The organism is Mycobacterium gordonae (genome assembly GCF_017086405.1).
Classification (GTDB): Bacteria; Actinomycetota; Actinomycetes; order Mycobacteriales; family Mycobacteriaceae; genus Mycobacterium; species Mycobacterium gordonae_D.
In genome coordinates this window covers 5,972,697-5,999,034 of the sequence record NZ_CP070973.1, presented here as the reverse complement: position 1 = coordinate 5,999,034, position 26,338 = coordinate 5,972,697, and the positions used below count along the sequence as shown (strand labels likewise).

At 68.0% G+C, this 26,338-nt stretch carries 18 protein-coding genes and 1 tRNA gene; 8 read left to right on the top strand and 11 right to left on the bottom strand.

Going from position 1 to position 26,338, the window contains the following annotated elements:
- Window positions 1-94: 94 nt before the first annotated feature.
- Window positions 95-1,297, bottom strand: coding sequence for a PucR family transcriptional regulator (locus JX552_RS25620; RefSeq protein ID WP_241010729.1), 1,203 nt, complete (start codon window positions 1,295-1,297; stop codon window positions 95-97).
- Between the two features lie 84 nt (window positions 1,298-1,381).
- Between JX552_RS25620 and JX552_RS25615 the strand changes: the two genes are divergently transcribed.
- From JX552_RS25615 to JX552_RS25605, 3 genes are all read left to right on the top strand, one after another.
- The gene (locus JX552_RS25615) at window positions 1,382-2,482 is read left to right on the top strand and encodes a ferredoxin reductase (protein ID WP_205874593.1); all 1,101 of its coding nucleotides are present in this window, start codon (window positions 1,382-1,384) and stop codon (window positions 2,480-2,482) included.
- A 10-nt stretch (window positions 2,483-2,492) separates the two neighbouring features.
- Window positions 2,493-3,653 (top strand): fatty acid desaturase family protein, encoded by a 1,161-nt coding sequence (locus tag JX552_RS25610; protein WP_205874592.1) that lies wholly within the window; start codon window positions 2,493-2,495, stop codon window positions 3,651-3,653.
- Window positions 3,654-3,785: 132 nt separating this feature from the next.
- Window positions 3,786-4,532: a YoaK family protein gene (locus JX552_RS25605; protein WP_205874591.1), complete on the top strand. Its 747-nt coding sequence runs from the start codon at window positions 3,786-3,788 to the stop codon at window positions 4,530-4,532.
- Window positions 4,533-4,577: 45 nt separating this feature from the next.
- Here JX552_RS25605 and JX552_RS25600 read toward each other — a convergent pair whose 3' ends face one another.
- Entirely contained in the window at window positions 4,578-10,595 is a 6,018-nt protein-coding gene (locus tag JX552_RS25600; RefSeq protein ID WP_205874590.1) for a PE family protein, read from the bottom strand.
- 698 nt (window positions 10,596-11,293) lie between these two features.
- Between JX552_RS25600 and istA the strand changes: the two genes are divergently transcribed.
- Together istA and istB are read left to right on the top strand one after the other, a co-directional pair.
- The gene (istA, locus tag JX552_RS25595; protein WP_205873161.1) at window positions 11,294-12,535 is read left to right on the top strand and encodes an IS21 family transposase; all 1,242 of its coding nucleotides are present in this window, start codon (window positions 11,294-11,296) and stop codon (window positions 12,533-12,535) included.
- 2 nt (window positions 12,536-12,537) lie between these two features.
- Window positions 12,538-13,320, top strand: a complete 783-nt coding sequence (gene istB, locus JX552_RS25590) for an IS21-like element helper ATPase IstB (protein ID WP_205873160.1) — start codon at window positions 12,538-12,540, stop codon at window positions 13,318-13,320.
- A 40-nt stretch (window positions 13,321-13,360) separates the two neighbouring features.
- Here istB and JX552_RS25585 read toward each other — a convergent pair whose 3' ends face one another.
- The 8 genes from JX552_RS25585 to JX552_RS25550 all read right to left on the bottom strand — a co-directional run bounded on the left by JX552_RS25585 (window position 13,361) and on the right by JX552_RS25550 (window position 19,665).
- A complete protein-coding gene (locus JX552_RS25585; RefSeq protein WP_205874589.1) occupies window positions 13,361-13,522 on the bottom strand; it encodes a hypothetical protein in 162 nt (53 codons plus the stop codon).
- 129 nt (window positions 13,523-13,651) lie between these two features.
- Window positions 13,652-13,724, bottom strand: a tRNA-Arg gene (locus JX552_RS25580).
- Window positions 13,725-13,773: 49 nt separating this feature from the next.
- Window positions 13,774-14,598 (bottom strand): LLM class F420-dependent oxidoreductase, encoded by an 825-nt coding sequence (locus JX552_RS25575; RefSeq protein WP_205874588.1) that lies wholly within the window; start codon window positions 14,596-14,598, stop codon window positions 13,774-13,776.
- A 7-nt stretch (window positions 14,599-14,605) separates the two neighbouring features.
- Window positions 14,606-15,676 carry a poly-gamma-glutamate hydrolase family protein gene (locus JX552_RS25570; protein WP_205874587.1) on the bottom strand — a complete coding sequence of 357 codons (1,071 nt, stop codon included), beginning with the start codon at window positions 15,674-15,676 and terminating at the stop codon, window positions 14,606-14,608.
- Window positions 15,677-16,918: an Nramp family divalent metal transporter gene (locus JX552_RS25565; protein WP_205874586.1), complete on the bottom strand. Its 1,242-nt coding sequence runs from the start codon at window positions 16,916-16,918 to the stop codon at window positions 15,677-15,679.
- Window positions 16,919-16,995: 77 nt separating this feature from the next.
- Window positions 16,996-17,703, bottom strand: a complete 708-nt coding sequence (locus JX552_RS25560) for a flavodoxin family protein (protein ID WP_205874585.1) — start codon at window positions 17,701-17,703, stop codon at window positions 16,996-16,998.
- Window positions 17,704-17,783: 80 nt separating this feature from the next.
- A complete protein-coding gene (locus JX552_RS25555; RefSeq protein ID WP_205874584.1) occupies window positions 17,784-18,863 on the bottom strand; it encodes an NAD(P)H-dependent amine dehydrogenase family protein in 1,080 nt (359 codons plus the stop codon).
- Window positions 18,864-18,873: 10 nt separating this feature from the next.
- Entirely contained in the window at window positions 18,874-19,665 is a 792-nt protein-coding gene (locus JX552_RS25550; RefSeq protein WP_205874583.1) for an SDR family oxidoreductase, read from the bottom strand.
- 1,276 nt (window positions 19,666-20,941) lie between these two features.
- On the opposite strand from JX552_RS25550, the gene pstS reads away from it, so the two are divergent.
- The 3 genes from pstS to pstA are packed head-to-tail and all read left to right on the top strand — an operon-like array spanning window position 20,942 to window position 23,955.
- Complete coding sequence (gene pstS, locus JX552_RS25545) at window positions 20,942-22,060, top strand: phosphate ABC transporter substrate-binding protein PstS (protein WP_205874582.1); 1,119 nt, start codon at window positions 20,942-20,944, stop codon at window positions 22,058-22,060.
- A gap of 12 nt (window positions 22,061-22,072) precedes the next feature.
- A complete protein-coding gene (gene pstC, locus JX552_RS25540) occupies window positions 22,073-23,047 on the top strand; it encodes a phosphate ABC transporter permease subunit PstC (RefSeq protein WP_205874581.1) in 975 nt (324 codons plus the stop codon).
- Complete coding sequence (pstA, locus tag JX552_RS25535) at window positions 23,044-23,955, top strand: phosphate ABC transporter permease PstA (RefSeq protein WP_205874580.1); 912 nt, start codon at window positions 23,044-23,046, stop codon at window positions 23,953-23,955. The genes pstC and pstA overlap by 4 nt, the downstream gene beginning before the upstream one ends.
- Before the next feature lie 6 nt (window positions 23,956-23,961).
- On the opposite strand, the gene JX552_RS25530 is transcribed toward pstA, so the two are convergent.
- A complete protein-coding gene (locus tag JX552_RS25530; protein ID WP_205874579.1) occupies window positions 23,962-26,079 on the bottom strand; it encodes a serine/threonine-protein kinase PknD in 2,118 nt (705 codons plus the stop codon).
- Between the last annotated feature and the right edge of the window lie 259 nt (window positions 26,080-26,338).

The following is a 26,338-nucleotide window of genomic DNA, read 5'->3' as shown; positions in this document are numbered from 1 at the left end:
TCTCTCCATTGATTCGTAATACGAATCCCGAATATCCGTATTGCGGATCAGCATAACCCCTGTTCGGAAGCCCGGCAACCCCGAATCGGCGAGCTCAAGCGGTGGGGTCCAGGCCCAGCGCGACGGTCAGTTCCAATACCGTCCGAGGTTCGCTGAGTCGGTCGCCGTACAGATCGCGCAATTGATTCATCCGGTAGCGGACGGTCTGGGCGTGAACGAAGAGGTCGGCTGCCACCGCGTCGCGCCTGCCCTGGTGCAGCACCCACGAACGCAGCGTTTCGGTGAGCCGGTCGGCGGTGTTGGGCGGCAGGGCGGACAGCGGCCCCAGCACCCTGGCGCGCAAGTCGGCGGCAGCTTCGAGATCGGCCCCGAGCACCAGTTCGACCAGATGGTCGTCGGTGTCGATGGCACTGGATCCAGCCTCGTTCGACAGGTTCCGGGCGCGCAGGGCGCGGTGGTAGGACGACCGGACCTCCAGCCACGGGCGAGCCGGCCCCACCAGCGCCTTCCTCGTGCTCAATGCCGACAACAACTGGCGGCGTGCCGCGCCGGCCATGTCAGGCACCATCAGGACGGCGAGCGCCTCCGCAGGGTCGACGCCGGGCAGGTCTTCGGCCAACTGCAGGGTGGATTGACCGAACTGTGCTGCCAGCCCCCGTGTTTGGGCCAACGGCAGCAGCACCGCGGTGAGCGTGTCGGGTGGCTGCCAGCTGGCCTGCTCGGCGGCTGCCACCAGGGTGTCGGCGGGCTGCCCGGTCAGCAGATCCTGGCTCAGCCGATCGAGGTAGCGTTGCCGGGCCCGTCCGGTGGTGGCCAGTTCGTCGGCATGGCCGGACACGCTGGATGCGGACAACTCGTCGATATAGGCGAACACCAACTCGGCGAACCTCGCGATGGTGGACGCGGGAAGGCCCGCCGCGACCGCGGTCGCCGACAGCTCCTGCCAGGCGACTTGCGCGCCTACCCGGTAGGCCGCGAGCAAGGCGTCGATCGTCCGGCCCTGACGCGCTTCGCCGCGCCCTAGTTCGTAGGCGCCGTCGATGGCGGGGAACAGCGAGGTGCCGGGATCGGTCTGCTCGGGGCGGGTGGCCAGCCGGAGGAAAACCCCCAGCGACGTCTGCACGGCGTTCTCGATGATCTGACCCATCCGCCCGCTGAAGGCGTCGGCGTAACTCGGCACCGCCACGGTGATCGCGGTCACGGTTCGCTCCGCCATCGCCGGCAGGATGGCCTCCAGGGCCTTGACCACGTGTTCGTCCAGCTGCAGCCCGCTGAGGCGGAGGGGCGAGTCGGGCAAAACTATTCCTTTCGAACAAATTTGTCTTTGTTTTTCACGCACTCGTGTCAAGACTTTACATCCAGAGACAACGACGATGGAGTCATGACAACCGTGGCCACCCGACCCAACGTCGTCGGCGCACTGCGCGAGCGAGTGCTCAAGTTTGCCGAGCGGGTTACGACGCCCCTTGTTCCCAGCGACTACCTCGACATCATCGATCCGCTGCGCTCCGCGGCTGACCTACGCGGGCGCATCGTCGCCATCCACCCCGAGACTCGGGATGCCGCCACGGTGGTGATCAAGCCCGGGCGGGGCTGGCGCCCTCATGTGCCCGGCCAGTACGTACGCATCGGCGTGGACGTGGACGGCGTTCGTCAGTGGCGCGCCTACTCCCTGACCTCCAAGACCCACCGGCGCGACGGATGCATCGCAGTCACCGTCAAGGCGATCCCCGACGGCATCGTCAGCAACCACCTGGTGCGGCGGGCCACCGTCGGCTCCGTGATTCAGCTGGATCAGGCTGCCGGTGATTTCACCCTCGGCGAGCGGGCGCCGGCAAAGGTGCTGTTTCTCACAGCAGGCAGCGGCATCACCCCGGTGATGGGGATGCTGCGCAACATGGCGAGCCTCGGCGGCTCCGCCCCGGACATCGTGGTCGTGCACTCGGCGCCCACCGCTGACGACGTCATCTTCGGCTGGGAACTGCGCATGCTGGCCCGTGAGGGCCGAATCCGGTTGCTGGAAAAGCACACTGACACCGACGGAATGCTCGACGTGACACGCCTGGGCGAGTTGGTCCCGGATTTCGCCGACCGCGAGACGTGGGCATGCGGGCCGGCCGGATTGCTCGACGCCCTCGAACAGCGCTGGGCGGCAGACGGTATCGCCGACCGGCTGCATATCGAACGTTTCCGCCCAGTCGTCATCACCGCCGGCGAAGGCGGCACCGTCACATTCGCCAAGAGCGGCACCGTGGTGGCGGCTAACGGGTCCCAGAGCCTGCTGGACGCCGGCGAGTCCGCTGGGGTGCTGATGCCGTCGGGCTGCCGGATGGGCGTCTGCTTCGGGTGTGTGGTCCCGATGCGTCAAGGCGCCGTCCGCGACCTGCGCAACGGCGACGTCACCACCGCCAACCCGGGCGACAACGTACAAATTCAGACCTGCGTGTCCGCTGCCGCGGGTGCCTGCGAGCTCGACCTCTAGAGGAGCCGAAATGACTGCTATGCAAACGAACCCGATTGCCCACCTGTCCGACGAGGACATCGAGAACCTGGGCCGCGAGCTCGACGCCATCCGCGAGAACGTGCTGGCCGGTCGGGGCGAGCGCGACGCCGCCTATATTCGCAGTGTCATCGACGGCCAGCGCCGCCTGGAGCTGGCCAGCCGCGCCGTGTTGCTGTTCTCGCTGTTCCCGCCCGCCTGGCTGATCGGCACTGTGGGACTGTCGATCTCCAAGATCGTCGAGAACATGGAGATCGGCCACAACGTGATGCATGGCCAGTGGGACTGGATGCGTGACCCCAAGATTCACTCCACCACCTGGGAGTGGGACAACGCCTCCCCGTCAGAGATGTGGAAGCACTCGCACAACGAGGTCCACCACACTTACACCAATGTCCTTGGCAAAGACCATGATCTGGGCTACGGCATCATGCGGGTGGACGAAGACCAACGGTGGAAGCCGTTCTATCTGGCGCAGCCATTGTGGAATTTCATCAACGCCTGCCTGTTTCAATACGGCATCGCCGCCTACGATCTGGAAATTGGCAAATACCTGCAGGGCCGCAGCGATAAAGAGGAATTCCGGCGGCAGGGCAAGAAGGTGCTGGCCAAGGTGCGCAAACATGTGATGCGCGACTACGTGCTGCACCCGCTGCTGTCGGGCCCCTCGGCCGTCACCACGGTCACCGCCAACCTCACCGCAAATCTGGTCCGCAACCTGTGGACCCACTCGGTGATCATGTGCGGTCACTTCCCCGAAGGCGTGCAGACCTACGAGAAAAGCTCCATCGAGGGTGAGACCCGCGGTCAGTGGTACCTACGGCAGATGCTCGGCTCAGCCAACATATCCGGAAATGCGTTCCTGCACTTCATGAGTGGCAATCTGTCCTTCCAGATCGAGCACCACTTGTATCCGGATCTGCCCAGCAACCGGTACCAGGAAATCGCACCGAAGGTGCAGGAGTTGTTCGAGCGGTACGGCCTGACCTACACCACCGGTTCGCTGCCACGGCAGGTGGCATCGGCATGGAAGAAGGTCTTCCGGTTGTCGCTGCCCAACGACTTCGGGCGGAAGGCGTCAGCAGCCATTCAGCCTTCGGCGCTCCGCGAGGTGATCTTCACCAGGCCGGGGCGGGAAGCTCAAGCCGCCTGACCCCGACATTCCCGAGTCAATCACTTCAGGCCGAATTCTGATATTGCGCCGCCAGCCGTTCAACGAAGGTTTGTGAGCCGAAAAGGATTAGGCTGCATACGAAGTGGGTATTGGACCGGTATGCAGTGGTGGATGCAACCTGCCCAGGAAGGCGGGCCGCTTCCCCGCTGGGTCGTCCTCGGTTACAGCGCCGTACTCGCCTTGACGGCGGGTTTCGTCAACGCGGTGGCCATTCTCCTGCTGGCGTTCCCCGTCGCGAACGTCACTGCGGCCACCACCCAGCTGGGCATGAACACGGCCAACCCGTGGCTCTACGAAGGCCACCTGTTGGCCGCCATCATCTTCGGGTTCCTGTTCGGGGCGGCGATCGCGGGCGCGGTTCTCGCCCCGACCCGGGCCCAGGCAGGTCCTCGTCATGCCACCCTACTCATCTTCGAGGCGACGTTATTGGCCCTGGCCGCGGCGGGTCTGGAAGACACCCCGGTTCGGTCGCTGCTGGGCACCCTCGGCATGGAGCAGCCCATCATCCAGGCCGTGTGCGCCGCGACGGCCCTCGGCATGCAGAACGGGTTGACGTCGAGTTTCCGCGGGATGGCCGTGCGCACCACGCACTTCACCGGCACCATCACCGATCTCGGCTTGATGATCGGCCGCAGCCGCGAGCACGGCTTGGAGAAGTGGAAGGCCACCGTACTGGCGGTGACTTTCGTGCTGTTTCTGGTGGGCGGCGTGATCGGCCTGCTGGTCGGCGGGCCACTCGGCGGATACGCCCTGATCATTCCCGCAGTGGGGTGCCTGGCCGTCGCGGCCGGCTGCCTGGTGCACAGCAGCCGCCGCAACGAACCGGAGGACGACAAGGCAGCCGCCGTCAACGCCTGAGCGGGGGTTCCGGCACAGCCACGCCTCGGTGATCCACCGCCGGGCCTAGTTGCCACCTTTCCCGCCGGTGCCACCGGTGGCGCCGGAGCCGCCGGCGCCACCGGTAGGTCCGGTGGGTACCACACCGGCTTCCCCGCCCTGGCCGCCGGAACCGCCCTTGCCGGTGCCGCCGCCCGAGCCGACGCCGCCGTTGCCGCCGGCGGCACTGGACCCGCCGAATCCGCCGACACCGCCCTTGCCGCCGGTTGCGTCACCTCCAGCGCCGCCCTCGCCGCCGTCGCCACCATCTCCACCGACGGCACCGGGGAAGCCCGAGCCGGGCGCGGCGTTACCGCCGTTGCCGCCCTTGCCGCCGCTTCCGGCGTTGCCCCCGCCACCGCCGACGGCACCGGCGTTGGCGGCGGCGCCGCCGAGGCCGCCCTGGCCGCCCGTCCCGCCCGTGCCGCCCGCACCGGGTCCGATGCTGATGGGGCCCTGGACTGCGCCGGGTCCGCCGTCGCCACCGATTCCGCCGTTGCCGCCCTGGCCGCCGCTGCCACCGATGTTGGCAGTGGTGCCGCCGGTGCTGGTGCCGCCGGTGCCACCGTTGCCGCCCGCTCCACCGACGCCGCCGGCCGGAGAACCGCTGAACGTGCTGGTGATGGTGCCGCCGTTACCGCCGTTGCCACCGTTGCCGCCGGCACCGCCGATCGCGACCAGACCGCCCACACCGGCCGCGCCGCCGCTGCCGCCGTGACCACCGATGCCGCCGGACAGACCCTGCAGGGGCACGCCGTTGACGACGTTGTTCGCGGCGTTGCCGCCGTTGCCGCCGTTGCCGCCCGCGCCCCCGACACTGCCGGGGTCGTTGACGGTGCCGCCTTTACCGGCATTGCCGCCGGCGCCACCGTTGCCTGCGTTGCCGCCGGCTCCACCGTGGCCGGTGGTGCCGGCACCCTTGCCGCCGTTGCCGCCATTGCCGCCGGCACCGCCGGCTCCGCTGGCCCCTCCGGTCCCGGTCAGGCCGCCGTTGCCGCCATTGCCGCCAATCCCGCCGTTGCCGCCCTTGCCGCCGGCGTCACCGGAGCCAGTGCCGACGGCGTCGTTGCCATTGCTGCCATTGCCGCCGGCTCCGGCGTCCCCACCGGACCCGGCGATGCCGTTGCCTGCCGCACCGGTGCCGGCGCCACCGCCGTTACCGCCGTTGCCGCCGTTGCCGCCGTTGGGGGCGGCAGTGCCGCCGGTCCCGAGGTCTTTGCCGCCGTTGCCGCCCTTGCCGCCGTTGCCACCGTTGCCGGCGTTGCCGCCCAGGCTGCCGTCGCCGGTGGCATTGCCGCCACGACCGCCCAGCCCGCCGTCACCTCCGTGGTCGCCGTCGTTGCCGCCCGCGCCATTGGCGCCATTGGCGCCGTCGCCGCCATCGCCGCCGTCGCCGCCGACTCCCCCGCGGCCTGCGAAGGTACCGCTGCCGGCAGTGCCGGCGTCGCCGCCGAAGCCTCCGTTGCCGCCGTGGGGCGCATGGGTACCGCCGGTACCGATGTCCAGACCGCCGTTTCCGGCATTACCGCCGTTTCCGCCGCTGCCCGCGTTGCCGCCGATGCTCTTGGCGCCCGTGGCGTTGCCGCCGTTGCCGCCGGTGCCCCCGAAACCACCGGTAGCGCCATTGCTGCCGGTGCCTCCGTCGCGGCCGTGGCCGCCGTTGCCGCCGTCCCCGCCATCCCCACCGACTCCGCCATCGCCGTTGAAGGCACCGGCGGTGCCGGTGCCGACCTGGCCGGCGTTGCCGCCACTGCCGCCACTGCCGCCCTTCCCGCCGGTGCCGCCCAGGATGGCTGCGACGCCGTCGCCGCCGTTGCCGCCCCCACCGCCGCTACCGCCGCTCCCAGCGTTGCCACCGACACCGCCGGCGCCGGTGGAGTTGCCGCCGTTGCCTCCTTCGCCACCGGCTCCGCCGGTTGCACCGTCGATACCCGGACCGCCGTTGGCGCCATCAGCGCCGTCGCCGCCGTCGCCGCCATTGCCGCCGCGCGCTCCGTTGCCGCTGTCGCTGCCGGTACCGACCAAGCCGGCATCACCGCCGTTGCCGCCCTTGCCGCCGGCCTGAGACGGAGCGACACCCCCGCCGCCGGCGCCACCGTTGCCGCCGTTGCCGGCGTTGCCGCCGATGCTGCCGCTACCGGTGGCGCTGCCGCCGTTACCGCCGGCCCCGCCGTTGCCGCCGCTGACGGGAGCGGTGCTGGTGGTGCCGTCGAGGCCATTGGCACCGTTGCCGCCGTTACCGCCGTTACCGCCGTAACCGCTCTTGCCGGCGGCAGCGACACCGGTTCCCGCGCTGCCTGCATTGCCGCCGTTGCCGCCCTTGCCGCCGTTGGGTGCCGCGGCGCCGGTGCCGGTGTCGATCCCGGCGTTGCCGCCGTTTCCGGCATTGCCGCCATTACCGGCGTTGCCGCCGATGCTGCCCTTACCGGTGGCGTTGCCGCCATTGCCGCCGTTGCCGCCGTTGCCGCCGTTGCCGCCGGCCTTTCCGCCCTCGCCGGCGGCCCCGTCCGCGCCGCCGCCGCCGCCTCCGCCGTCACCCGCGATGGCGCCATTACCAGCCGTGGTGCCGGTGCCCGCGATGCCTGCGTCGCCGCCGTTGCCGCCATTGCCGCCGTTGCCGCCGGATCCGGGATTGGCGTTGCCACCGACACCCCCGTCGGCGCCGTGTCCGGCGTTGCCTCCGACGCTGCCGGCGCCGGTGGCGTTACCTCCGGCACCGCCTGTTCCGCCGGCGCCGCCCCCGCCGCCGTTGACCCCGTCCCCGCCGTTGCCGCCTGAGCCGCCCATGCCGCCCGCGCCGGCAGTGTTCGACGTCAGGCCCCCGCTGCTCGCGCCCCCGGCTCCGCCAGTTCCGCCGGCCCCGCCGGTACCACCGTTGATGCTGGCTTCGGGATCTGCGCCTTCGCCGCCGGTGCCGCCGGCGCCGCCCTTACCCGCGGTTTCGGCACCGCTCCCAACACCGGCGTTGCCGCCGACCCCACCATTGCCGCCTCTGCCGCCGTTATTGGATGCCGAAGCGACTCCGGTGTTGCCCCGGCCGCCACCACCACCTGTGCCGCCGTCGCCGCCCGCGCCGCCCACGGCATTGATCGCCCCACCCGTGCCCGCTTTGCCGGCGGCCCCGCCCGCGCCGCCGGCGCCGCCGTCTCCCGGTTTGGCTTGGGAACCGTCGATGTCACGAATCGGGGTGCCGCCGAGGCCGCCGTTCCCGCCGTCGCCACCAGCGCCGCTGGCCCCGTTGGTCCCGCCGGTACCGGAGTTGCCACCGTTGCCGCCGGTGCCACCGGCGCCGCCACTGCCGCCACTGTTCATGCGCTTGGTGCCGTTATCGACGATCAGGCCTCTGCCCCCAGCGCCGCCGGTGCCGCCGGCCCCGCCGGCGCCGCCATTGCCTGACGTGGCCGCGGTACCCGCGTCACCGCCGGCACCACCATTTCCGCCGGCACCGCCGGCCGGGGCGAAGCCCGCCGCTTTCCCGCCGTCCTTGCCGCCGGTTCCGCCGTCGCCACCGCTGCCACCGGCCCCGCCGCTGCCGCTGACACTGCCGGTGCCGGTTGCGTTGCCACCCGCACCGCCGGCGCCCCCGTGGCCGCCGGCCACGCCCGGATTCGCTTCGGCGCCCGTGATGCCGTCGGCACCGGACCCGCCGGCGCCCCCGTTGCCCCCGGTGCCGCCCTTGCCGGTGGTGGCGCCTCCGCCGGCCTTGCCGGCGTCACCCCCGATACCGCCTTTACCGCCGCCGCCACCGTTGAGGCCGCCGTCGCCGGCCCTGCCGCCGGCGCCGCCGTTACCCGCGTCGCCGCCGACATTGCCGGGGTTGCTGAAGGCGGCGCCGCCGTTGCCGCCGGTGCCTCCGGTTCCGCCGTCTCCACCGGCGCCGCCGGGGAAGCCCACCCCGCCGAAGGTGCTGCTGCCACCGGTGCCGCCTACGCCGCCGGCTCCAGCGTTACCGCCCGCTCCTGCTGTGCCGCCGGTGCCCGCAGAACCACCGGCACCGCCGCCACCGCCGGCTCCGCCATTGCCGCCGTTGCCTGACTGGATCATCTGGCCCGTGTTGGCATCGAAGGCCCAAGGTGTACCAGAGCCACCGTCACCGCCGGCGCCACCCGCGCCACCGGCCCCGGCGGTGTTCGTCGTGGTGCCGCCGAGGCTGGCGCCGCCTGCCCCGCCGTTGCCGCCGGCACCGCCGGCACCACCGGCGCGCGAGGAGGTCGGGGTGGTGGTCTGGTTCCACGACCCGCCGTTTCCGCCGTTGCCGCCGTTGCCGCCGGCACCACCTGTCTCAGCCTTACCGCCGAAGCCGCTGGCAGCGCCGGCGCCGCCGTCGCCGCCGGCCCCTCCGGCTGACTGCGAGTTGGCGGCGGCGTTGCCGCCGTTGCCGCCGTCGCCGCCAGCTCCGCCTGCCCCGCCTGCGTTGGCCGCCGCGCCGCCATTGCCGGACAGGCCGGCCGCGCCACCGCTGCCGCCGTCGCCGCCGTCGCCGGCGCCGGTGCCACTAGCGCCTTCGTTGCCGCCGTTGCCGCCGTTGCCGCCGGCGCCACCGGCACCGCTCGCGCCGTTGAGGCCCCCCGGCCCTGAATCGCCGCCCCGGCCACCAGCGCCGCCAACTCCGCCTGCCCCGCCGTGGTCGGCGGCCACGCTGGCGGTGCCGTTGGCGCCGTTGGCGCCGTTACCGCCGGCGCCACCGGTCCCACCTGCGCCACCGTTGCCCGCGGCACCACCCAGGCCGGTGTTCCCGCCCGCGCCTCCAGCGCCGCCTGCACCGCCGGCCGGCGCGGCCGCGTTGCCCTTGCCGTTGTCTGCGCCGGCGTTGCCGCCGGTGCCGCCGGTGCCGCCGGCACCGCCGGCCCCGGCGATCCCGGTGACCCCGGTGTTTCCGCCTACTCCACCCGCGCCACCGATGCCCCCGGCGAATCCGGGGGCGCCGGCACCGCCGGCAGCACCGGGCCCGCCGTCGCCACCCAAGCCGCCGGCACCGCCGCGCCCGTAAGTGCCTGCGATACCACCGGTGCCACCGACGCCTGCCGCCCCGCCCGCCCCAGCGGTGCCGCCGGTGCCGCCGATGCCGCCGGCAGCGCCGACACCGTTGACGCCAGCGCCACCATTACCGCCGGTGCCGCCGGTGCCGCCGGCGCCGCCGACACCACCGTTGCCGTTGGTTCCGCCGATCACGCTCTGGCCGCTACCTCCAGAGCCGCCCAGGCCACCGGCCCCGCCGGCTGCGCCTGGTCCACCCGCTACGCCCGCACCACCGTTGGTACCTGCACCGCCGGCGCCACCTTGACCGCCAACGCCGCCAGCGCCGCCGCGTCCGCCGATCAGATCGTTGTCAATGCCGCCGGTACCGCCGTTGCCGCCGGCCCCGCCGATCTGCCCCGGTGCACCGGGCGCGCCCGCCCCGCCGTTACCGCCGTTGCCCGCGACGCCTTGCTGCGAACCGTTGCCGCCATTGCCGCCGTTTCCGCCGCGCCCACCTGGCGTGATGGCGTTCCCGCCGTCGCCGCCTCGGCCGCCGCTTCCGGTCAGCAGCCCCGCGGAGCCACCGTTGCCACCGTTCTGGCCGGGCGCACCAGAACCACCGTTGCCGCCGTTGCCTCCGAGGTAGCCGCCGTCTTCGCCGTTTTGACCAGTGCCCGGCGCACCGTTGGCGCCATCGCCGTAGAGAGGCCGGTCGAAGAGGATTTCCGTGGGCGCGTTGACCAGTCCCATCACGTCGTCGACCAGGGGCTTGAGCAATCCTGCGGAGCTGGACAGCTCGGTGCTCGCGTAGGCGGCCTCGCCCTCATACAGCGCCTGCGCGAGGCTTTCTTGAAATCCCAACGTCCGCGCGCTCAGCGTCTGGAACACCCGGCCGTAATCGCCGAACAAGGTCGCGATGGCCAACGAGACCTCGTCGGCGGCTGCTGTCGCAATCCCGGTCGTGGGTAGCGCCGCTGTAGTGGTTGCCGCCTTGATCGCTTCCCCGATCGCAGTTAGGTTTGCCGATGCGGCGGAGAGGGCACCTGGAACTGCGACTAAATACGAGGACACGGTTTGCACTCCCATATGTTTTCGGATTCGGAATTAGCAAAGGGCGCAGCTACTGTAGGTGCGAAAACAAACGATGTCACCGTGCAAAGTGCACATGTCGACCCGGGACCGATGTGCATTATGCAGGCTAACTGGAATATAAGTGGCTCTCTAGTCGGCGGTGCCTGATTCGGGTCGCCTTCGAGTAGTATGCGGGTGCGCTCGCCGGGGCGAGATCACTTAATTACCAGCATCTTTGGAGCGATCGTTCCGATCGTGTAACGGTCTCGTAAAATGCTATTCATTGAGTAGCCAGTGACAGTTTCGGATTTCTACATATCGCTGTGCGGACCAGTGCACAATGCCTATTACCGAGTTGAAATGGCTATGGTGCCGCGAAAAGCATCGCCTGAGTTCGTGCCGGTCAATGTTGGCCGCACCTCATCCAGCGCCCTGCAAGCATCGCCCCTGGCCGTGCCAAGGTGATTCAATCTATCTCGGAGCTCGTAGGCAAGCTGACCCAGTTGCGGATCTCCGTGAACGCGGTTTCGCCCTGAACCGGCTCGGGTCGGTCGCGCGTGGGTTCCCAGATGGAGATGACCTGTTCGATCTACCTGCAGAGGTCGCGCGCGAATCCTGTTCTTAACTTCGACGTTTCGCCGGTTGTTGGCGACGGTTGAAAGTCCGGCCACTCGCAACGGTTGAAAAGTAGGCCACCCAATCAGATTGGATGGGTGATCTCCTTGGAAGACTGGGCGTTGATCCGGCATCTTCATCGCAGCGAGGGTTTGTCGCAGCGGGCCATTGCACGCCAGCTCGGCATCGCGCGTGACACGGTGGCCGGGGCGCTGGCCGGCGATGGTCCACCGAAGTACGAGCGAGCTTCGGCGCCGTCGGCGATCAGCGAGGTGGAGCCGCGGATCCGGGCGTTGCTGTCGGCCTATCCGCAGATGCCGGCGACGGTGCTCGCCGAGCGGGTCGGGTGGACGGGTTCGATCTCCTGGTTCCGCGAGCGGGTCCGAGCGATCCGCCCGGAGCACCTGCTCGCCGATCCGGTTGACCGCCTCGACCATCCTCCGGGGCGAGCGGTTCAGTGCGACCTGTGGTTCCCGGCACCCAGGATCGCGGTCGGGTTCGGCCAGGAGGCGATGCTGCCGGTGCTGGTGATGGTCGCGGCGTTCTCCCGGTTCATCGCCGCAATGATGCTGCCCTCGCGTCAGACGATGGACCTGGTGGCCGGGATGTGGCAGCTACTCTCGGGCAGCTTCACCGCGGCACCCCATGAGTTGTGGTGGGACAACGAGGCCGGGATCGGACGCCGCGGTCGGTTGACCGATCCGGTCACCGCGTTGATGGGCACGCTCGGGTCGCGGCTGGTGCAACTCAAACCCTATGACCCCGAATCCAAGGGGATCGTGGAGCGAGCCAACCGCTATTTGGAGACCTCGTTCCTGCCGGGGCGCAGCTTCACTTCGCCAGCGGACTTCAACACTCAACTGGGCCAATGGCTTCCGACCGCCAACGCCCGTCGGGTGCGGGTCCTCGATGGTCGTCCGGTCGACTTCCTCGACGGCGATCGAGCCCAGATGCTGGCGTTGCCGCCCGTGGCGCCGGTCACCGAGGCGGTGACCTCGGTGCGGCTGGGGCGCGACTACTACGTGCGGGTGGCCGGCAACGACTACTCCGTGGACCCGCATGCGATCGGACAGCTCGTCGAGGTGAGGACCACCTTGAATCAGGTGGTGGTGACCCGAGCGGGGCGCCAGCTGGCGGCTCATGACCGCTGCTGGGCGGTACGACAAACGCTGACCGATCCCACCCACGTCGCGACTGCCGCAGCATTGCGTCGACAGTTCCAAACCGGCCCACCACCGGTGGTCGGTGATTACCTGGTCCGTGATCTGGCCGACTACGACCGCGCGTTCGGTGTCGACTTCACCACGGCAACAGTCACTTCCGACGGGGAGGTGGCGTGATCATGGCCGAGGATCCGATCAAATCCGTCCTGCATTACGCCCAGGCCCTTAAGGCGCCGCGCATCCGCGACGCCGCCGCCCGGCTCGCCGAGCAAGCCCGTGACGCCAACTGGACTCATGAGGAGTATCTGGCGGCGGTGCTTTCCCGGGAGGTCGCGGCCCGGGAAGCCTCCGGTGCGGCGACCCGCATCCGCTCGGCGGGGTTTCCGACGCGCAAGTCGTTGGAAGACTTCAACTTCGATCACCAACCGGCCTTGAACCGGGACATGGTCGCCCACCTAGGCACGGGTGCGTTCCTGGCCAGGTCCCGCAACGTGGTGCTGCTCGGCCCACCGGGAACCGGCAAGACTCACCTCGCCATCGGATTGGCCATCAAAGCCGCCCAGACCGGGCATCGCATCGCGTTCGCCACCGCGGTGGACTGGGTCGCTCGCCTCAAGGCCGCCCACACCGCGGGGCGACTGCCCGTCGAGTTGGCCAAGTTGCGCCGCATCGGCCTTCTCGTCGTCGACGAGGTCGGATACATCCCCTTCGAACAGGACGCCGCGAACTTGTTCTTCCAACTGGTCTCCAGCCGCTACGAACACGCCTCGCTGATTCTGACCTCGAACCTGCCCTTCGCCCGCTGGGGCGACGTGTTCGGAGATCAAGTCGTCGCCGCGGCGATGATCGACCGCATCGTCCACCACGCCGACGTCCTGACCCTCAAAGGCTCCAGCTACCGGCTCAAAGACACCGGAATCGACACCCTGCCCTCCGCCAGAGCCGACAACACGGCACAATAACCACCGACCACGTGGCCTACTTTTCACCGTCGTCTGTGGCCTAGTTTTCGACCGTCGTCAACAGCCGGTAACGGAATCGAGGCGACAAAGCACGTGTACCGCGCTTCGACGTGCTCGCCGTCGATGGCGTGACGGCCACCTGACAAATCGACAAACCATCGGCAATCACGGCCATCACGGCCTGATACCGCTGCTCGGCCACGCTCAACTCCCTCATCTAGGGAGTGTCAAGGATCAACCGAAGTAACTGTCAAACATCAGCCGAAACACTGTCAGGCATCAACCGGAGGCGAAATGTCAAACATCAACCGACGTCATACATGTACCCCTGTGCCCCCGGCAGGATTCGAACCTGCGACACCGGCTTTAGGAGAGCCGTGCTCTATCCCCTGAGCTACGGGGGCGACGGGCTGAGCTTACCGGGCGTCCCGTCGACCACCGACCGCTCACCGATCAGCGCAGCTCGGCGATCACATTGGCGAAGTTGTCGATGTGGTTGTCCTGCACGGTGAAGTGCGTGACGCCGTACTTCTCCCGGTGCCCCGCAAGTTTGTCCGCCATCTCCCGCGGAGAGCCGCTGAGTACCGAGTGCATGGCCAGCAGCTCTTCATCGGAGCGGTCCGGCGCGTTGCGGCGGGTCAGGGACAGGTCGGGCATGGTCTCGTCCGGACCGGGCACCGCGGTGATCACCAGGTTCAGTTCCAGCGCGCTGAACCGGTCTCCCGCCGCGTTGCGGACGAACTCGATGCGCTCGGCCAGCGGGTCCTCGACGTCACGCACTCTGGCGCCGGTGAGCCCGATGATGTCGGCGTGCCGGGCGGCCAGCCGCATCACCCGGTCGCCGCTGCCGGCGATCATGATCGGCACCCGCGGGTGATGCTCGGTCAGGTACTCCGTCATGTGCTGCAGGTAGTCGACTCGCGCGCCCGCGCTCGGATAGGACAACTCGGCGGCCTCGAATTCCTCTCGGACGTAACCGGTTCCGAGTCCGACCTCCAGACGCCCGTCGCTGAGGATGTCCAGGGCGCCGATGTCGCGGCTCAACAGCGCCGGCTTGTAGAACGCTGCGTTGAGCACATACATGCTGAGGTGGATTCGCTTGGTCACCATGGCCGCCGCCGTCAGCGTGGGAAACGGCGCCGCCGCACCGAGATGGTCTGGCACGCAGAGGACATCGAATCCGATATCTTCGGCCCGCTTGGCGATCTCCACCAAGGCCTCGCGCGACCTGAAGTAGCGGATGCTCAAGCCGAATCGAAAATCCTTGTCCACCAACAACCTCCAACTAATCCGAAGACACCTGCCAGGAACGGGCTGCGGTCGCCAACCCCTGCGTCAAACTGGATGTGACCGGTGACAAACCGTCGGCACCCGGGAGTGGGCTACGGGGGCTGAGACCGCGGGCTCGAACCGGCAGTTCGAGCTGTGTCCCTCCATTGCGGACCCGGTTCACTGGGTTGTCCGGATGCAGCCCCCTCAGCTCCGAGGGGATCGCGTCGAGATCGGTGATGACGGCATACCCCGGCAGCCGCACATGTCCGGCCACATGGTCGGCGAGTGCGCGGTTGCGGCCGCCGGCCAGCAGCTGTGTGCCGCGCCCGAGCCGGCCGTAGCCGTGCAACGAGACGGCGACGTCGACGTGGTCGAGAAACTCGGCCAGCTGTGCAGACTCGGCCGGATCGAACCGTGACGACGGCAGGTGGTGCGGATAGCGGTTGGGATGACGCAGCAGATACACCGAGGCACCGGAGGCCTCGGCGGCGCGCTCGGCGATCACGTCGGTCATCTGCTCGAGACCGCCACCATGGATCGCGAGAAAGCCGAAGCGTGACCGCAACCGGCTCAGCTCCACCACGCCCGGCTCGCTCAACAACTCCGAAAGAGACTGCGGCCCAGACCCGTCGGAGGACGCTGGTGCCGGCCAGTGGGTCGGGTCCCAGCGGTGCAGAAAGTCGATCCAGCGCTGCGGCAGCCCGTGGTGCAGCGCGCCGTCGATGATGCGCGACAGGTAACCGGGTCGGGGAGGTCCCGGGGTCACCCGGTGGTCGATGTACACCCAAGCCGGCAAGGGCCCCGAGTCGGTGTGCACGTCCATCTGGTCCCGCCGATAGCGCACCGGCACACCCTCGGCGCTGTCCAGCACCGTCAGGTCGCGATCGGAAAGGCGCCACAGCACACCGTGCACTTCGCTTCCCGCGCACGGCTCGACCGTGGCCACCCCGCGCTCGTTGATCAGCCAGTCGTGGTTGCACAGCACTGCCGGACGGGGGTCAATGGCATCGGGACAGCGTGCCGCCATCTGTCGCACGCACAGGTTGGATCCGTATGCGAAGTAGAGGTGCCGGCGGACCGGCATTCAGCCCGTCACCGTCAGATAGATCAGCGCCACGTTAAGCAGACTAATCATCACCGCGACCACCCAGCCAACGACCGTCGTGGCGGGATGGTTGGCATCGGAGCCCATCAGCTTCCGGTTAGCGGTGAGGCGGACCAGCGGCAATATCGCGAACGGGATCCCGAACGACAGCACCACCTGGGAGAGCACCAGGGTTCGGGTGGGGTCGACGTTCATCGCCAGCAGCGCGATCGCCGGACCCAGCGTGACGAGGCGGCGCACCACCATCGGCACCGACCAGTGCAGCAACCCCTGCATGATCATCGCCCCGGCGTAGGCGCCCACCGAGGACGATGCCAACCCCGACGCCAGCAACCCGATCGCGAACAGCACCGCGATCGTCGGCCCCATGGTGTCGCGCACCGCGCCGTACGCGTCATCAATGGATGCCACATCTCCGTGGCCGCGCATGTTGAACGCGGCGACCAGCAGCATCGCGGCATTGACCCCGCCGGCGATCACCATCGCCACGCCGACGTCCCAGCGGGTGACGCGCAGCAACCGCCGCCGGGCAGCGCCCGCCTCGGGTTGCCCGTGCCGGTCGCGGGACAGCCCGGAATGCAGATAGACCGCATGCGGCATGACGGTGGCACCCAGAATCGCGGCCGCCAGCAACACGCTTTCGGTGCCCTGGAACCGCGGCACCAGCCCGGACATCACCTCGCCCGCCGGCGGTGTGGCGACGAAGAAGCTGGCCGTGAAGCCCAGGGCGATCACCAGCAGCAATCCGGTGATGACCGCCTCGAACAGGCGTTGGCCCCGACGGTCTTTAATCAGCAGCAGCACCAGGGAGATGGCGCCGGTGATCAGTCCGCCCAGCGGTAGCGGCAGCCCGAACAGGATGCGCAATGCGATCGCCCCGCCGATCACCTCGGCGACGTCGGTTGACATGGCGACGATCTCGGCTTGTGCCCAGTAGGCCAACCGCGCAGGACGCCCCATTCCGCGGCCGATCGCCTCCGGCAGCGAATGGCCGGTCACGAGCCCGAGCTTGGCCGACAGGTATTGCACCAGGCCCGCCATCACGTTGGCGCCGACGATGACCCACAGCAGCAGATAGCCGAACTTGGAGCCGGAACTGACGTTGGCCGCGACGTTGCCCGGGTCGACGTAGGCGATCGCGGCGACGAAGGCGGGACCCAGCAGATACCAGCCCGCCCGGTCCGAACCCGCCTTATCCGGGATTGCCGTCTCTTGCGCCAACTTCGCGACCCGTACCTATCCGTCGAAGTAAAAAGTTAGGTTAACCGAAACCTGACGTGCCGCGGGCATCGAGCAGGTCAGCTGCGGTATTCGGGATTGGCGAAGGTGGGACGGCAACCCGCGTCCCACTCCGTGCGCTGGTTGCCCTCGGCGGGTATGCCTCCGCCGGCCTTCAGCATCCGCGCGACGTGCACGAGGTTGTAGGTCATGAATGTCGTGTTGCGGTTGGTGAAGTCGTTCTCCGGGCCGCCAGAGTCCGGATCGAGATACGACGGCCCTGGGCCGGCCGGCCCGATCCAGCCCGCGTCGGCCTGCGGCGGAATCGTGTACCCGAGATGCTGCAGGCTGTAGAGGACGTTCATCGCGCAATGCTTCACGCCGTCTTCATTGCCGGTGAGCAGGCAACCACCGACCCGTCCGTAGTAGGCGTACTGCCCCCGCTCGTTGAGCAGATGGGAACACGCATACAGCCGCTCGATCACGCGCTTCATCACCGAACTGTTGTCGCCCAACCAGATTGGTCCGCAGAGCACCAGGATGTCGGCGGCCAACACCCGCTGATAAAGGGCGGGCCATTCGTCTGTGGCCCACCCGTGTTCGGTCATGTCCGGCCACACACCGGTGGCGATGTCATGGTCGATCGCGCGCAAGTTGTCGACCTCGACACCCTGCTCACGCATGATGCCGGCGCTGCGTTCGATCAGTCCGTCGGTGTGGCTGAGGTCCGGGGAACGTTTCAGGGTCGCGTTGATGAACAGGGCGCGCAGGGCGTCGTCAGTGGTCAAGGTCTGCCTACCTGCCTGATTAGTGGTGGCGTTTTCGCCGTGAGGATACCGCTGTCGGCGAACGCGACAGCCAGGAGCAATCAGTCAGCCGGTCGATACAGACCGCGACCGGTGATGAGCGGCAGATCCAGGGTGGTGCGGATCCCTGGCGGGGCCGCCACCACCGCGGGAATTGCGTTGACCACCCGCATTGCGGTGGCGACCAGACCCGCGTGGTTGTGATCGCCGTGTGGGCTGCTCAGGCAGATGTCCATTGCGTACGACGGCTCACCGGTGATCTCCACCCGGTAGGAGCCGCCGGGCTGGGCGGGCTGGGGCCAATGCGGACACAGGTCCTCGCGCAACCGGGTGATGTGTTCGAGCACCACGGCCGGTCGTCCGTCGACCAGGCCCAGCACCTCGAACCGCAACGCCGCGGCGCTGCCCTGCGGGACATGACCCGACGCGATGTCGAAGGCCTCGGGTGCCGGTACCCGTTCATATTTCTCGGTGACCTGGTCAAGCGAAATGCCAAGGCCCGTGGCAAGTTGTCGCACCACCGAACCCCAGGCCAGGCTCAGCACTCCGGGTTGCAGCAGGATCGGCGTCTCGTCGAGCGACTTGCCGAAACCCATCACGTCGAACATGACGACGGCGCTGTCGTAGGTCGCGTAGTCGACGATCTCCATGCACCGCACCTGCTCGACGATCTGACAAGTGCCGGCCAGCGCCATGGGCAGCAGGTCGTTGGCGAAGCCGGGATCGATGCCGCCGACAAAGAGGCTCGAATTGCCTTCGCGTGCTGCATCTTCCAGCGGCTTGATCAGCTCCTCGGGAAGCACCTGCCACGGGTACTGCAGGAAGACCGGTCCGCTGCCGACGACGTTGACGCCGGCCGCCAGCACGCGCCGGTAGTCCTCCAGCGCTTCCGGTAGGCGGTTGTCGGCCATGGCGTTGTAGACAGCGCATTGCGGTTTGGTGGCCAGTACGGCGTCCAGATCGGTGGTGGCCAGCACGCCGGTGGAGGCGTCCAGGCCGGCCAGTTCCGCTGCGTCCTTGCCCGCCTTGGCCTCTGAGGACACCCAGACCCCGGTGAGTTCGAACTCCGGGTTCTCGATCAGGGCCCGGAGTGAATGGATGCCGACGTTGCCGGTGCCGAGTTGCGCGACGCGAATTGCCATGGTCAGTTCCTCACAGATCCGGGACGGGGATGTCGAGATTGGGGTAGGTCAGGCCGCCGTCGACCTCCAGCGTCTTGCCGGTCAGGAAGCCCCCGGCGGGCGAGGCCAAATAGACTGCGGCAGCGGCGATATCGAGAGGATCGCCGAGGCGGCGCAGTGGCGTTGCCTGCTCCATCGGTGCGCGGAGCTCCTCGTTGCCGGCCACCACGTCGAGCGCCGAGGTCAGGATGGAACCCGGCGCGATCGCGTTGACCCGGATGCGCGGGCATAGGTCCAGCGCGGTCAGGCGGGTGTAATGGGACAACGCGGCCTTGGCGGTGCCATAGGCGGCGAAGCCGCGGCCGGCCAGTCGGCCGATGGCCGAGGTGATGTTGATGATGCTGCCTCCACCGGAGTATTCGAGCATCAACGGCACGGCGGCGACGGTGAGGGCGTGCGCGGTGCCCACGTTGAACGTGAAGGCGTCCTTGAGGTCTTTGGTCGAGGTGGTCAACAGTGTGTTGGGCATCGTGCCGCCGACGTTGTTGACGACGATGTCTAGTTTCCCGAAGGCATCAACGGCCGCGCCGGCCAGCTTCGCCGTGTCCTCGGGGTGCGCCAAGTCGGCGGTGACCACGTGAGCACGCCGCCCGGTGGCCCGGACCTGCTCGGCCACCTGGTCCAACTGAGATTGTGTTCGCGACGAAATGACGACGTCAGCACCGGCTTCGGCGAATGCCAGCGCCATGGCCGCACCCAGGCCACGCCCGGCTCCGGTGATGACGGCGACTTTGTCGTCCAGACGGAACCTGTCGAGGATCACGGCGGCCTCGCTTCAGTAGTCGGCCGAAACGGTGTGCGCCGTCCCGGAATGAAGTTCTGTAACAGGTTCTACTTTGTCATACCGTCCGGGAAACGTAACGCAGGAGGCCCCGAGTCCGATGCCGTCGGACGGGGGTGGCGAGCGGTGCGCGCAACCGCCGTTCCACCTCCGGGAGGGGGTCCGCGCTTTGCTGTGCCTTTCACTAAACCCCCTTCGGGTGGATGTGTTTTGGGCCGGTGTGTGCTCTCGCGGAGCAGTCGCGCGATTGTTGTGGCGCTGCCGAAGCTGCCGAAACGAGAGCCGTGAGCTTGCTGTCGTCGGCCCCCATTGAGTCGAACCGTAAGCGCCCAGGTCAATAGGGGCATCGAACAATGGCACGCCATAAGATGTTTGTTATTGGAACGTTCTGTGACCAGTGGTCATTGTGACGCACTTTCACAGAACGGTGAATTTGTTTATGAATTGGATTCGGTCGCTGTGTCAGCTGCGTTAGCGAATGCTCGACTTCTGGATAAACAGTTCGTCAGATTCCGAACCGCGCGCTCGGTCCCGGCTCGGCGCCATGGTCGCCGCGGCCCAGCGGACAGGCTAGGGCACGATCCAAGTGGGTTGTGCAGCAGATTATTTCGCTGTCGGGAGCATCGTCGGCGCGGCGCGCGAACGGGGGGCGCGCGCCCGACGGCCGGCTTGTTGGACGCCCTGAATTGTTTTACCCAAGTCCTTCTCGTGCGGTGGGCGTGTGTCGGCAAACTGTCGAATGAAGATGGCTTCGACCGCCAACTTCGCGTGTGTTGCCCGGCGCGTCTCGGCCGTATTCCACTAAATTGCCCGGCTGAGGGCTGCCAAATCGCTCACTCGGGTGGCGCCAAGTTGTGCACGCCGGTGGCAACCAGCGCCGGTGGCAACCAGCGCCGGTGGTATCGAGCGCCGGTGGCGGGCGCCATCGTGTCCGAGCCGTCCATGTCGGCCAGGCTGTGATCGAAAAGGCCGGTCCCGCAGCGGGATCCGGTCGGGTCGGCCCTGACGCCCGGCGATCGCCGAATTGCGGTTAGCGGTCGTGCTTCCTGGGGACACCGGCCGGTATCGGTGCGGAGCCCGGTGAAGACGCCGGGCCGGGGCCGGCGCGGGATGCGGCAACGTCGCTTTCGTCGACTCTTTCACTGCTCGTTACCTGTTGTTAATGTAGCGGCAAGGGAGTGAGGAAAGGGTCTGGGCGGACAAGCCGTGGCGGAGGGACGGCGGTTAGTATGTTTCGAGTCTACCGATAGGAAGTGAATTGAAACTCAACCGATTTGGTGCCGCGCTGGGTGTCCTGGCATCAGGTGCACTGGTGTTGTCGGCGTGCGGTAGCGACAACAACGCGAGTGGGGGAGGTCAGGGTACTTCGGGCGGCTCGTCGGGCACCGTGAATTGCGGTGGCAAGAAGACGTTGAAGGCCAGTGGCTCGACGGCGCAGGCCAACGCGATGACCCGGTTCGTCAAGGCATTCGAATCCGCCTGCCCCGGCCAGACGCTGAACTACACCGGCAACGGCTCCGGCGCGGGGATCAGCGAATTCAACGGCAACCAAACCGATTTCGGCGGCTCCGACTCGCCGCTGGGCAAAGACGAGGCGGCCGCGGCGCAGAAGCGGTGCGGCGACTCGCCGGCCTGGAATCTGCCGGTCGTGTTCGGCCCTATCGCGGTCACCTACAACCTCGGCGGTGTCAGCTCACTGAACCTGGACGGGCCGACGCTGGCCAAGATCTTCAGTGGCGCCATCACCAGCTGGAACGACCCGGCGATCGCGGCGATCAACTCCGGTACCAACCTGCCTGCCACCCCGATCCACGTCGTGTTCCGCAGCGACGAGTCCGGTACCACGGACAACTTCCAGCGCTACCTCGAGGCCGCCGCCAACGGCGCGTGGAACAAGGGCACCGGCAAGGCGTTCAAGGGCGGCGTCGGTGAAGGCGCCAAGGGCAACGACGGCACCTCGGCGGCCATCAAGAACACCGAGGGCTCGATCACCTACAACGAGTGGTCATTCGCCCAGGGGCAGCGCTTGAACATGGCCAAGATCATCACCTCGGCCGGCCCCGAGCCGGTCGCGATCGGCACCGATTCCGTCGGCAAGACGATCGCCGGTGCCACGATCGCGGGCCAGGGCAACGACCTGGTGCTGGACACGATCTCGTTCTACCGGCCCACGCAGCCCGGTTCGTATCCGATCGTGCTGGCCACTTACGAGATCGTCTGCTCGAAGTACCCGGACGCGCAGGTCGGGACGGCCGTGAAGGCGTTCCTGCAGTCGACCATCGGCAGCGGCCAGAACGGGCTGGGTGACAACGGCTATGTCCCCATCCCGGACGCGTTCAAGTCGAGGTTGTCGACCGCGGTCAACGCGATCTCCTGATCTGAGGTTCACGTGGTCAAAGCCCCGCTAGCAAAGTCTGCGCTAGCGGAGGTAGACGCGCGCGCAGCGCGCCGGGCGGATCGCCTGTTCAGGCTGGTAGCTTCGGCGGCCGGTTCGACGATCGTGGCGGCGATCCTGCTCATCGCGGTGTTCCTGCTGATCAAGGCGATTCCGTCGCTGCGCGCGAACCAAGCGAACTTCTTCACCAGCGCGCAGTTCGATACCTCCACCGACGACACGCTGGCGTTCGGAATCCGCGACCTGTTCATGGTCACGGTGCTCAGTTCGATCAGTGCCCTCGCACTGGCGGTGCCGATCGCCGTCGGTATCGCCGTGTTCATCACCCAGTACGCACCGAAACGGCTGGCGCGGCCGTTCGGGGCGATGGTCGATCTGCTGGCTGCCGTGCCGTCGATCATCTTCGGGTTGTGGGGGATCTTCGTCCTGGCCCCGAAGTTGCTGCCGCTGGCCACCATCCTGAACAAGAACCTGAATTGGGTGTTCCTGTTCAAGAAGGGCAACGTCTCGCTGGCCGGTGGGGGCACGATCTTCACCGCGAGCATCGTGCTGGCGGTGATGATCCTGCCGATCGTTACCTCGGTGTCACGCGAAGTGTTCCGCCAGACCCCGCCGATCCAGATCGAAGCCGCGCAGGCACTGGGCGCCACCAAGTGGGAGGTGGTGCGGATGACCGTGCTGCCGTTCGGTCGCAGCGGCGTCATCGCGGCATCCATGCTGGGCTTGGGTCGCGCGCTGGGCGAAACCGTGGCGGTGCTGATCATCCTGCGCTCGGCCGCCAAGCCGGGAAACTGGTCGCTGTTCGACGGCGGCTACACGTTCGCGTCCAAAATCGCCTCGGCGGCTTCGGAATTCAGCGAGCCACTGCCGACCGGTGCGTACATCTCGGCGGGATTCGCGTTGTTCGTGCTGACGTTCATGGTCAATGCCGCGGCCCGCGCGATCGCCGGCGGGAAGGTCAACGGATGAGCCAGATCAGCGCCACCGCCCTGGAACAGCCGGTCAAGGCGATGCTGTACCGCCACCTCAGCGTGCGGCGCCGGGTCGCGAACAACGCTGCGACGGCTTTCTTCCTCGCCTCGTTCCTGATCGCGCTGGTCCCGCTGGTGTGGCTGCTGTGGGTGGTCATCGCGCGCGGCTGGCATGCGGTGATCCAGGCCGACTGGTGGACGCACTCGCTGCGCGGGGTGCTGCCGGAGGAATTCAGCGGCGGCGTTTACCAGGCGCTGTACGGGACGGTGGCTCAGGCGGGCGTGGCGGCGCTGATCGCGGTGCCGCTGGGTCTGATGACCGCCGTGTATCTGGTCGAATACGGCACCAGTCGACTGGCGCGGGTGACCACGTTCATGGTGGACGTGCTGGCCGGCGTCCCGTCGATCGTCGCTGCGCTGTTCATCTTCAGCCTGTGGATCGCCACGCTCGGATTCCAGCAGAGTGCCTTCGCGGTGTCGTTGGCGCTGGTGCTGCTGATGCTGCCGGTGGTGGTGCGCTCCACCGAGGAGATGCTGCGGCTGGTGCCGGACGAGTTGCGCGAAGCCAGTTACGCACTCGGCGTTCCGAAATGGAAGACGATCGTGCGGATCGTGGCGCCCATCGCGATGCCGGGCATCATCTCCGGCGTGCTGCTAGCGGTCGCCCGGGTGATCGGCGAGACCGCCCCGGTGCTGGTGCTCGTGGGTTACAGCCGGTCGATCAATTACGACATTTTCAACGGCAACATGGCGTCACTGCCGCTGCTGATCTATACCGAACTCACCAACCCCGAACACGCCGGTTTCCTGCGCGTCTGGGGAGCGGCACTGACCCTGATCATCATCGTCGCCCTGATCAACCTGTCGGCCGCGGGGATACGGTTCCTGGCTACTCGGCGGCGCTGACCCGGTTCACGAGCCGGGCGGAAGGCGCAGCACCCGGCCGTTGCCACGGTCGGCGACGTAGACGTTGCCCTTCTTGTCCACCGCAACCGACAACGGGGTGTTCAGACCGGTGAACGGCAACTCCACCGATGCGGTCGCGCCGGCGGGCAGCTTCGCCACCACGTTGTTGTCATGCTCGGTTACGTAGACGTTGCCGGCGCCGTCGACGGTGATGCCCCACGGCGCGCTCATGCCGGTGAACGGCAGCACCGTCTGATTGCTGGTCCCGGCATCGAGCATCAACACCCGGTTGTTGTCGGTGTCGGTGACGTAGATGTTGCCCTCGCTGTCCAACGCCACCCCGTCGGGGTTCTTCAAGCCCTGAAACGGCAGCTCGGTCTGCGTGTTGCTGCCCGCCGCCAGCTTCAGCACCCGGTTGTTGCCGCGGTCGGCGACGTAGACGTTGCCCTGCGGGTCCACGGCGACGCCCTCCGGGTAGTTGAGCCCGGTGAAGGGCAGCACCACCTGGTTGTTCGACCCCCCCGCCAGTGCCACCACCCGATTGTTGAAGTCGCTGACGTAGATCTTGCCGGCGCCGTCCACGGCGATGCCCTGCGGTTCGTACAACCCGTTGAACGGCTTGACCGTGGGGGACGTGGATCCGTCCGGCAGCGCCACCACGCGGCCGTACATCGTCTGGTTGGTGACATAGATGGTGCCGCTGCCGTCGACCGCAACCCCGCCCGGCGCGAAGCGGAAATTGAGACCGTTGAACGGCATCACCTGCTGTCCGCTGGCGTTCTGCGTCGACGATTTGTTGCCGTCTTTACCGCTGAGGAAGAACGCGGTGGCGGCGATCACGACCAGCAGGACGGCCACGGCGGCGGCGCCGATGATCAACGCCTTGCGCGACTTGCGTGACTCGGGCGGTGGCGACGGCGTCATCGGATGCGGTTGCGACGGCTGCTGGTAGGGCGGCGGACGCATGGGGACGGGGCCCGACGGGGCGACGCCGGGATGGCTGGCCCAGCCGGCGGCGGCCACCGGGGCGGCCTGGGTGAACTGATCGGAGTTGTTCTGCGGCCGGTCTCGCCATCCGCCGCTGTTGGACGGCAACGGTTGAGCAATCGTCTCGTCCCCGGTGCGAAACGGGGGCACCGGGGCTCGCATGGTTGCGGGGCTGCTCGGATAGGAACCCGAGCCGCCCTGGCTGGACCAGCCGCCCGCTCCGGGGTCTACCGCAGGGAGCATCAGCGTCTCGTTGTCGCCCTGACGCAGGATGGTGGCCTCCTGGCGCTGTTCGGGCGTGCTGAGCGCCTCGTGCGCGGCCATGGCCAGATCGCCGGCGGTCATGTAGCGCTCGGTGGGATTCTTCGCCATGCCTTTGGCGATCACCTGGTCCAACGCGGCGGGGACGCGTCCGGGCCGCAGCACGCTCGGCCGCGGGACCGGCTCCATAAGGTGCGAGGCGATCAGGCGCTCGACGCTGTCCGCGCGGTAGGGCGGCGCCCCGGTCAGGCACTCACCTAGCACGCAGGCGAGCGCGTAGATGTCGGCCCGGTAGGTGACGTCGTCGCCGGTGAACCGTTCCGGGGCCATGTAGTTGTAGGTGCCGACGGCCATGCCGCTTTGCGTCAGGTTCGGGTCGTGCGCGGCGCGGGCGATGCCGAAGTCCACCAGATAGGCGAAATCATTCTGGGCGACCAGGATGTTCTCCGGCTTGATGTCGCGGTGGGTGATGCCGCTGGCGTGCGCGGCGTCCAGTGCGGCGGCGACCTGCCGGATGATGGCGACCGTCCGGGCCGGGGTGAGTGGGCCGAACTGCGTCAACATGGACCGCAGCGAAACACCGTCGATCAGGCGCATCTCGACGAAGAAGTGTCCGTCGAGTTCGCCGTAGTCATGGATCGGCACGATGTGCGGCTCGTTGAGGCGGCCGGCGATATCGGCCTCCCGCTGCATCCGGGACCGGAATACCGGGTTGGTGGAGAACTGCGTCGAGATCAGCTTGAGCGCCACCACCCGGTTCTTGCGCGTGTCCTCGGCTTCGTAGACCTCGCCCATTCCGCCGCGGCCGATCAGGCGTACCAAATAATAGGGCCCAAAGCGTGACCCCACCCGCGATTCCGACCCGGTGTTGGTCACCGTCGATGCTCCCTTCGCCCGGCAGACGCCACCGGCGCCGTCGCGCCGAAACTGATGGTTAACACACGGTAAATCCTCCCAGAGCGGGCACACAACAAAATCCGGCGACTCTGGATGAATTTTGAATCACGAGTGAGTAACGGGCGGTCGGAAGACCGCCCTGTCGGGCAAAGCCTATACGCGCTGAAATCCGTTGTCGGCCAATGACAGTCATAGTCTTTGATGGAACCGGCCGCCTGGCAAGGGGTCCCGGTGACTG

Bases quoted from the DNA above. Each gene is read 5' to 3' on its own strand.
- JX552_RS25605 (WP_205874591.1), top strand. From the start codon at position 3,786: ATGCAACCTGCCCAGGAAGGCGGGCCGCTTCCCCGCTGGGTCGTCCTC.
- JX552_RS25600 (WP_205874590.1), bottom strand. From the start codon at position 10,595: ATGGGAGTGCAAACCGTGTCCTCGTATTTAGTCGCAGTTCCAGGTGCC.
- JX552_RS25570 (WP_205874587.1), bottom strand. From the start codon at position 15,676: ATGCCGGTCCGCCGGCACCTCTACTTCGCATACGGATCCAACCTGTGC.
- JX552_RS25555 (WP_205874584.1), bottom strand. From the start codon at position 18,863: ATGGCAATTCGCGTCGCGCAACTCGGCACCGGCAACGTCGGCATCCAT.
- JX552_RS25615 (WP_205874593.1), top strand. From the start codon at position 1,382: ATGACAACCGTGGCCACCCGACCCAACGTCGTCGGCGCACTGCGCGAG.
- istB (WP_205873160.1), top strand. From the start codon at position 12,538: ATGGCCGAGGATCCGATCAAATCCGTCCTGCATTACGCCCAGGCCCTT.
- pstA (WP_205874580.1), top strand. From the start codon at position 23,044: ATGAGCCAGATCAGCGCCACCGCCCTGGAACAGCCGGTCAAGGCGATG.
- JX552_RS25610 (WP_205874592.1), top strand. From the start codon at position 2,493: ATGACTGCTATGCAAACGAACCCGATTGCCCACCTGTCCGACGAGGAC.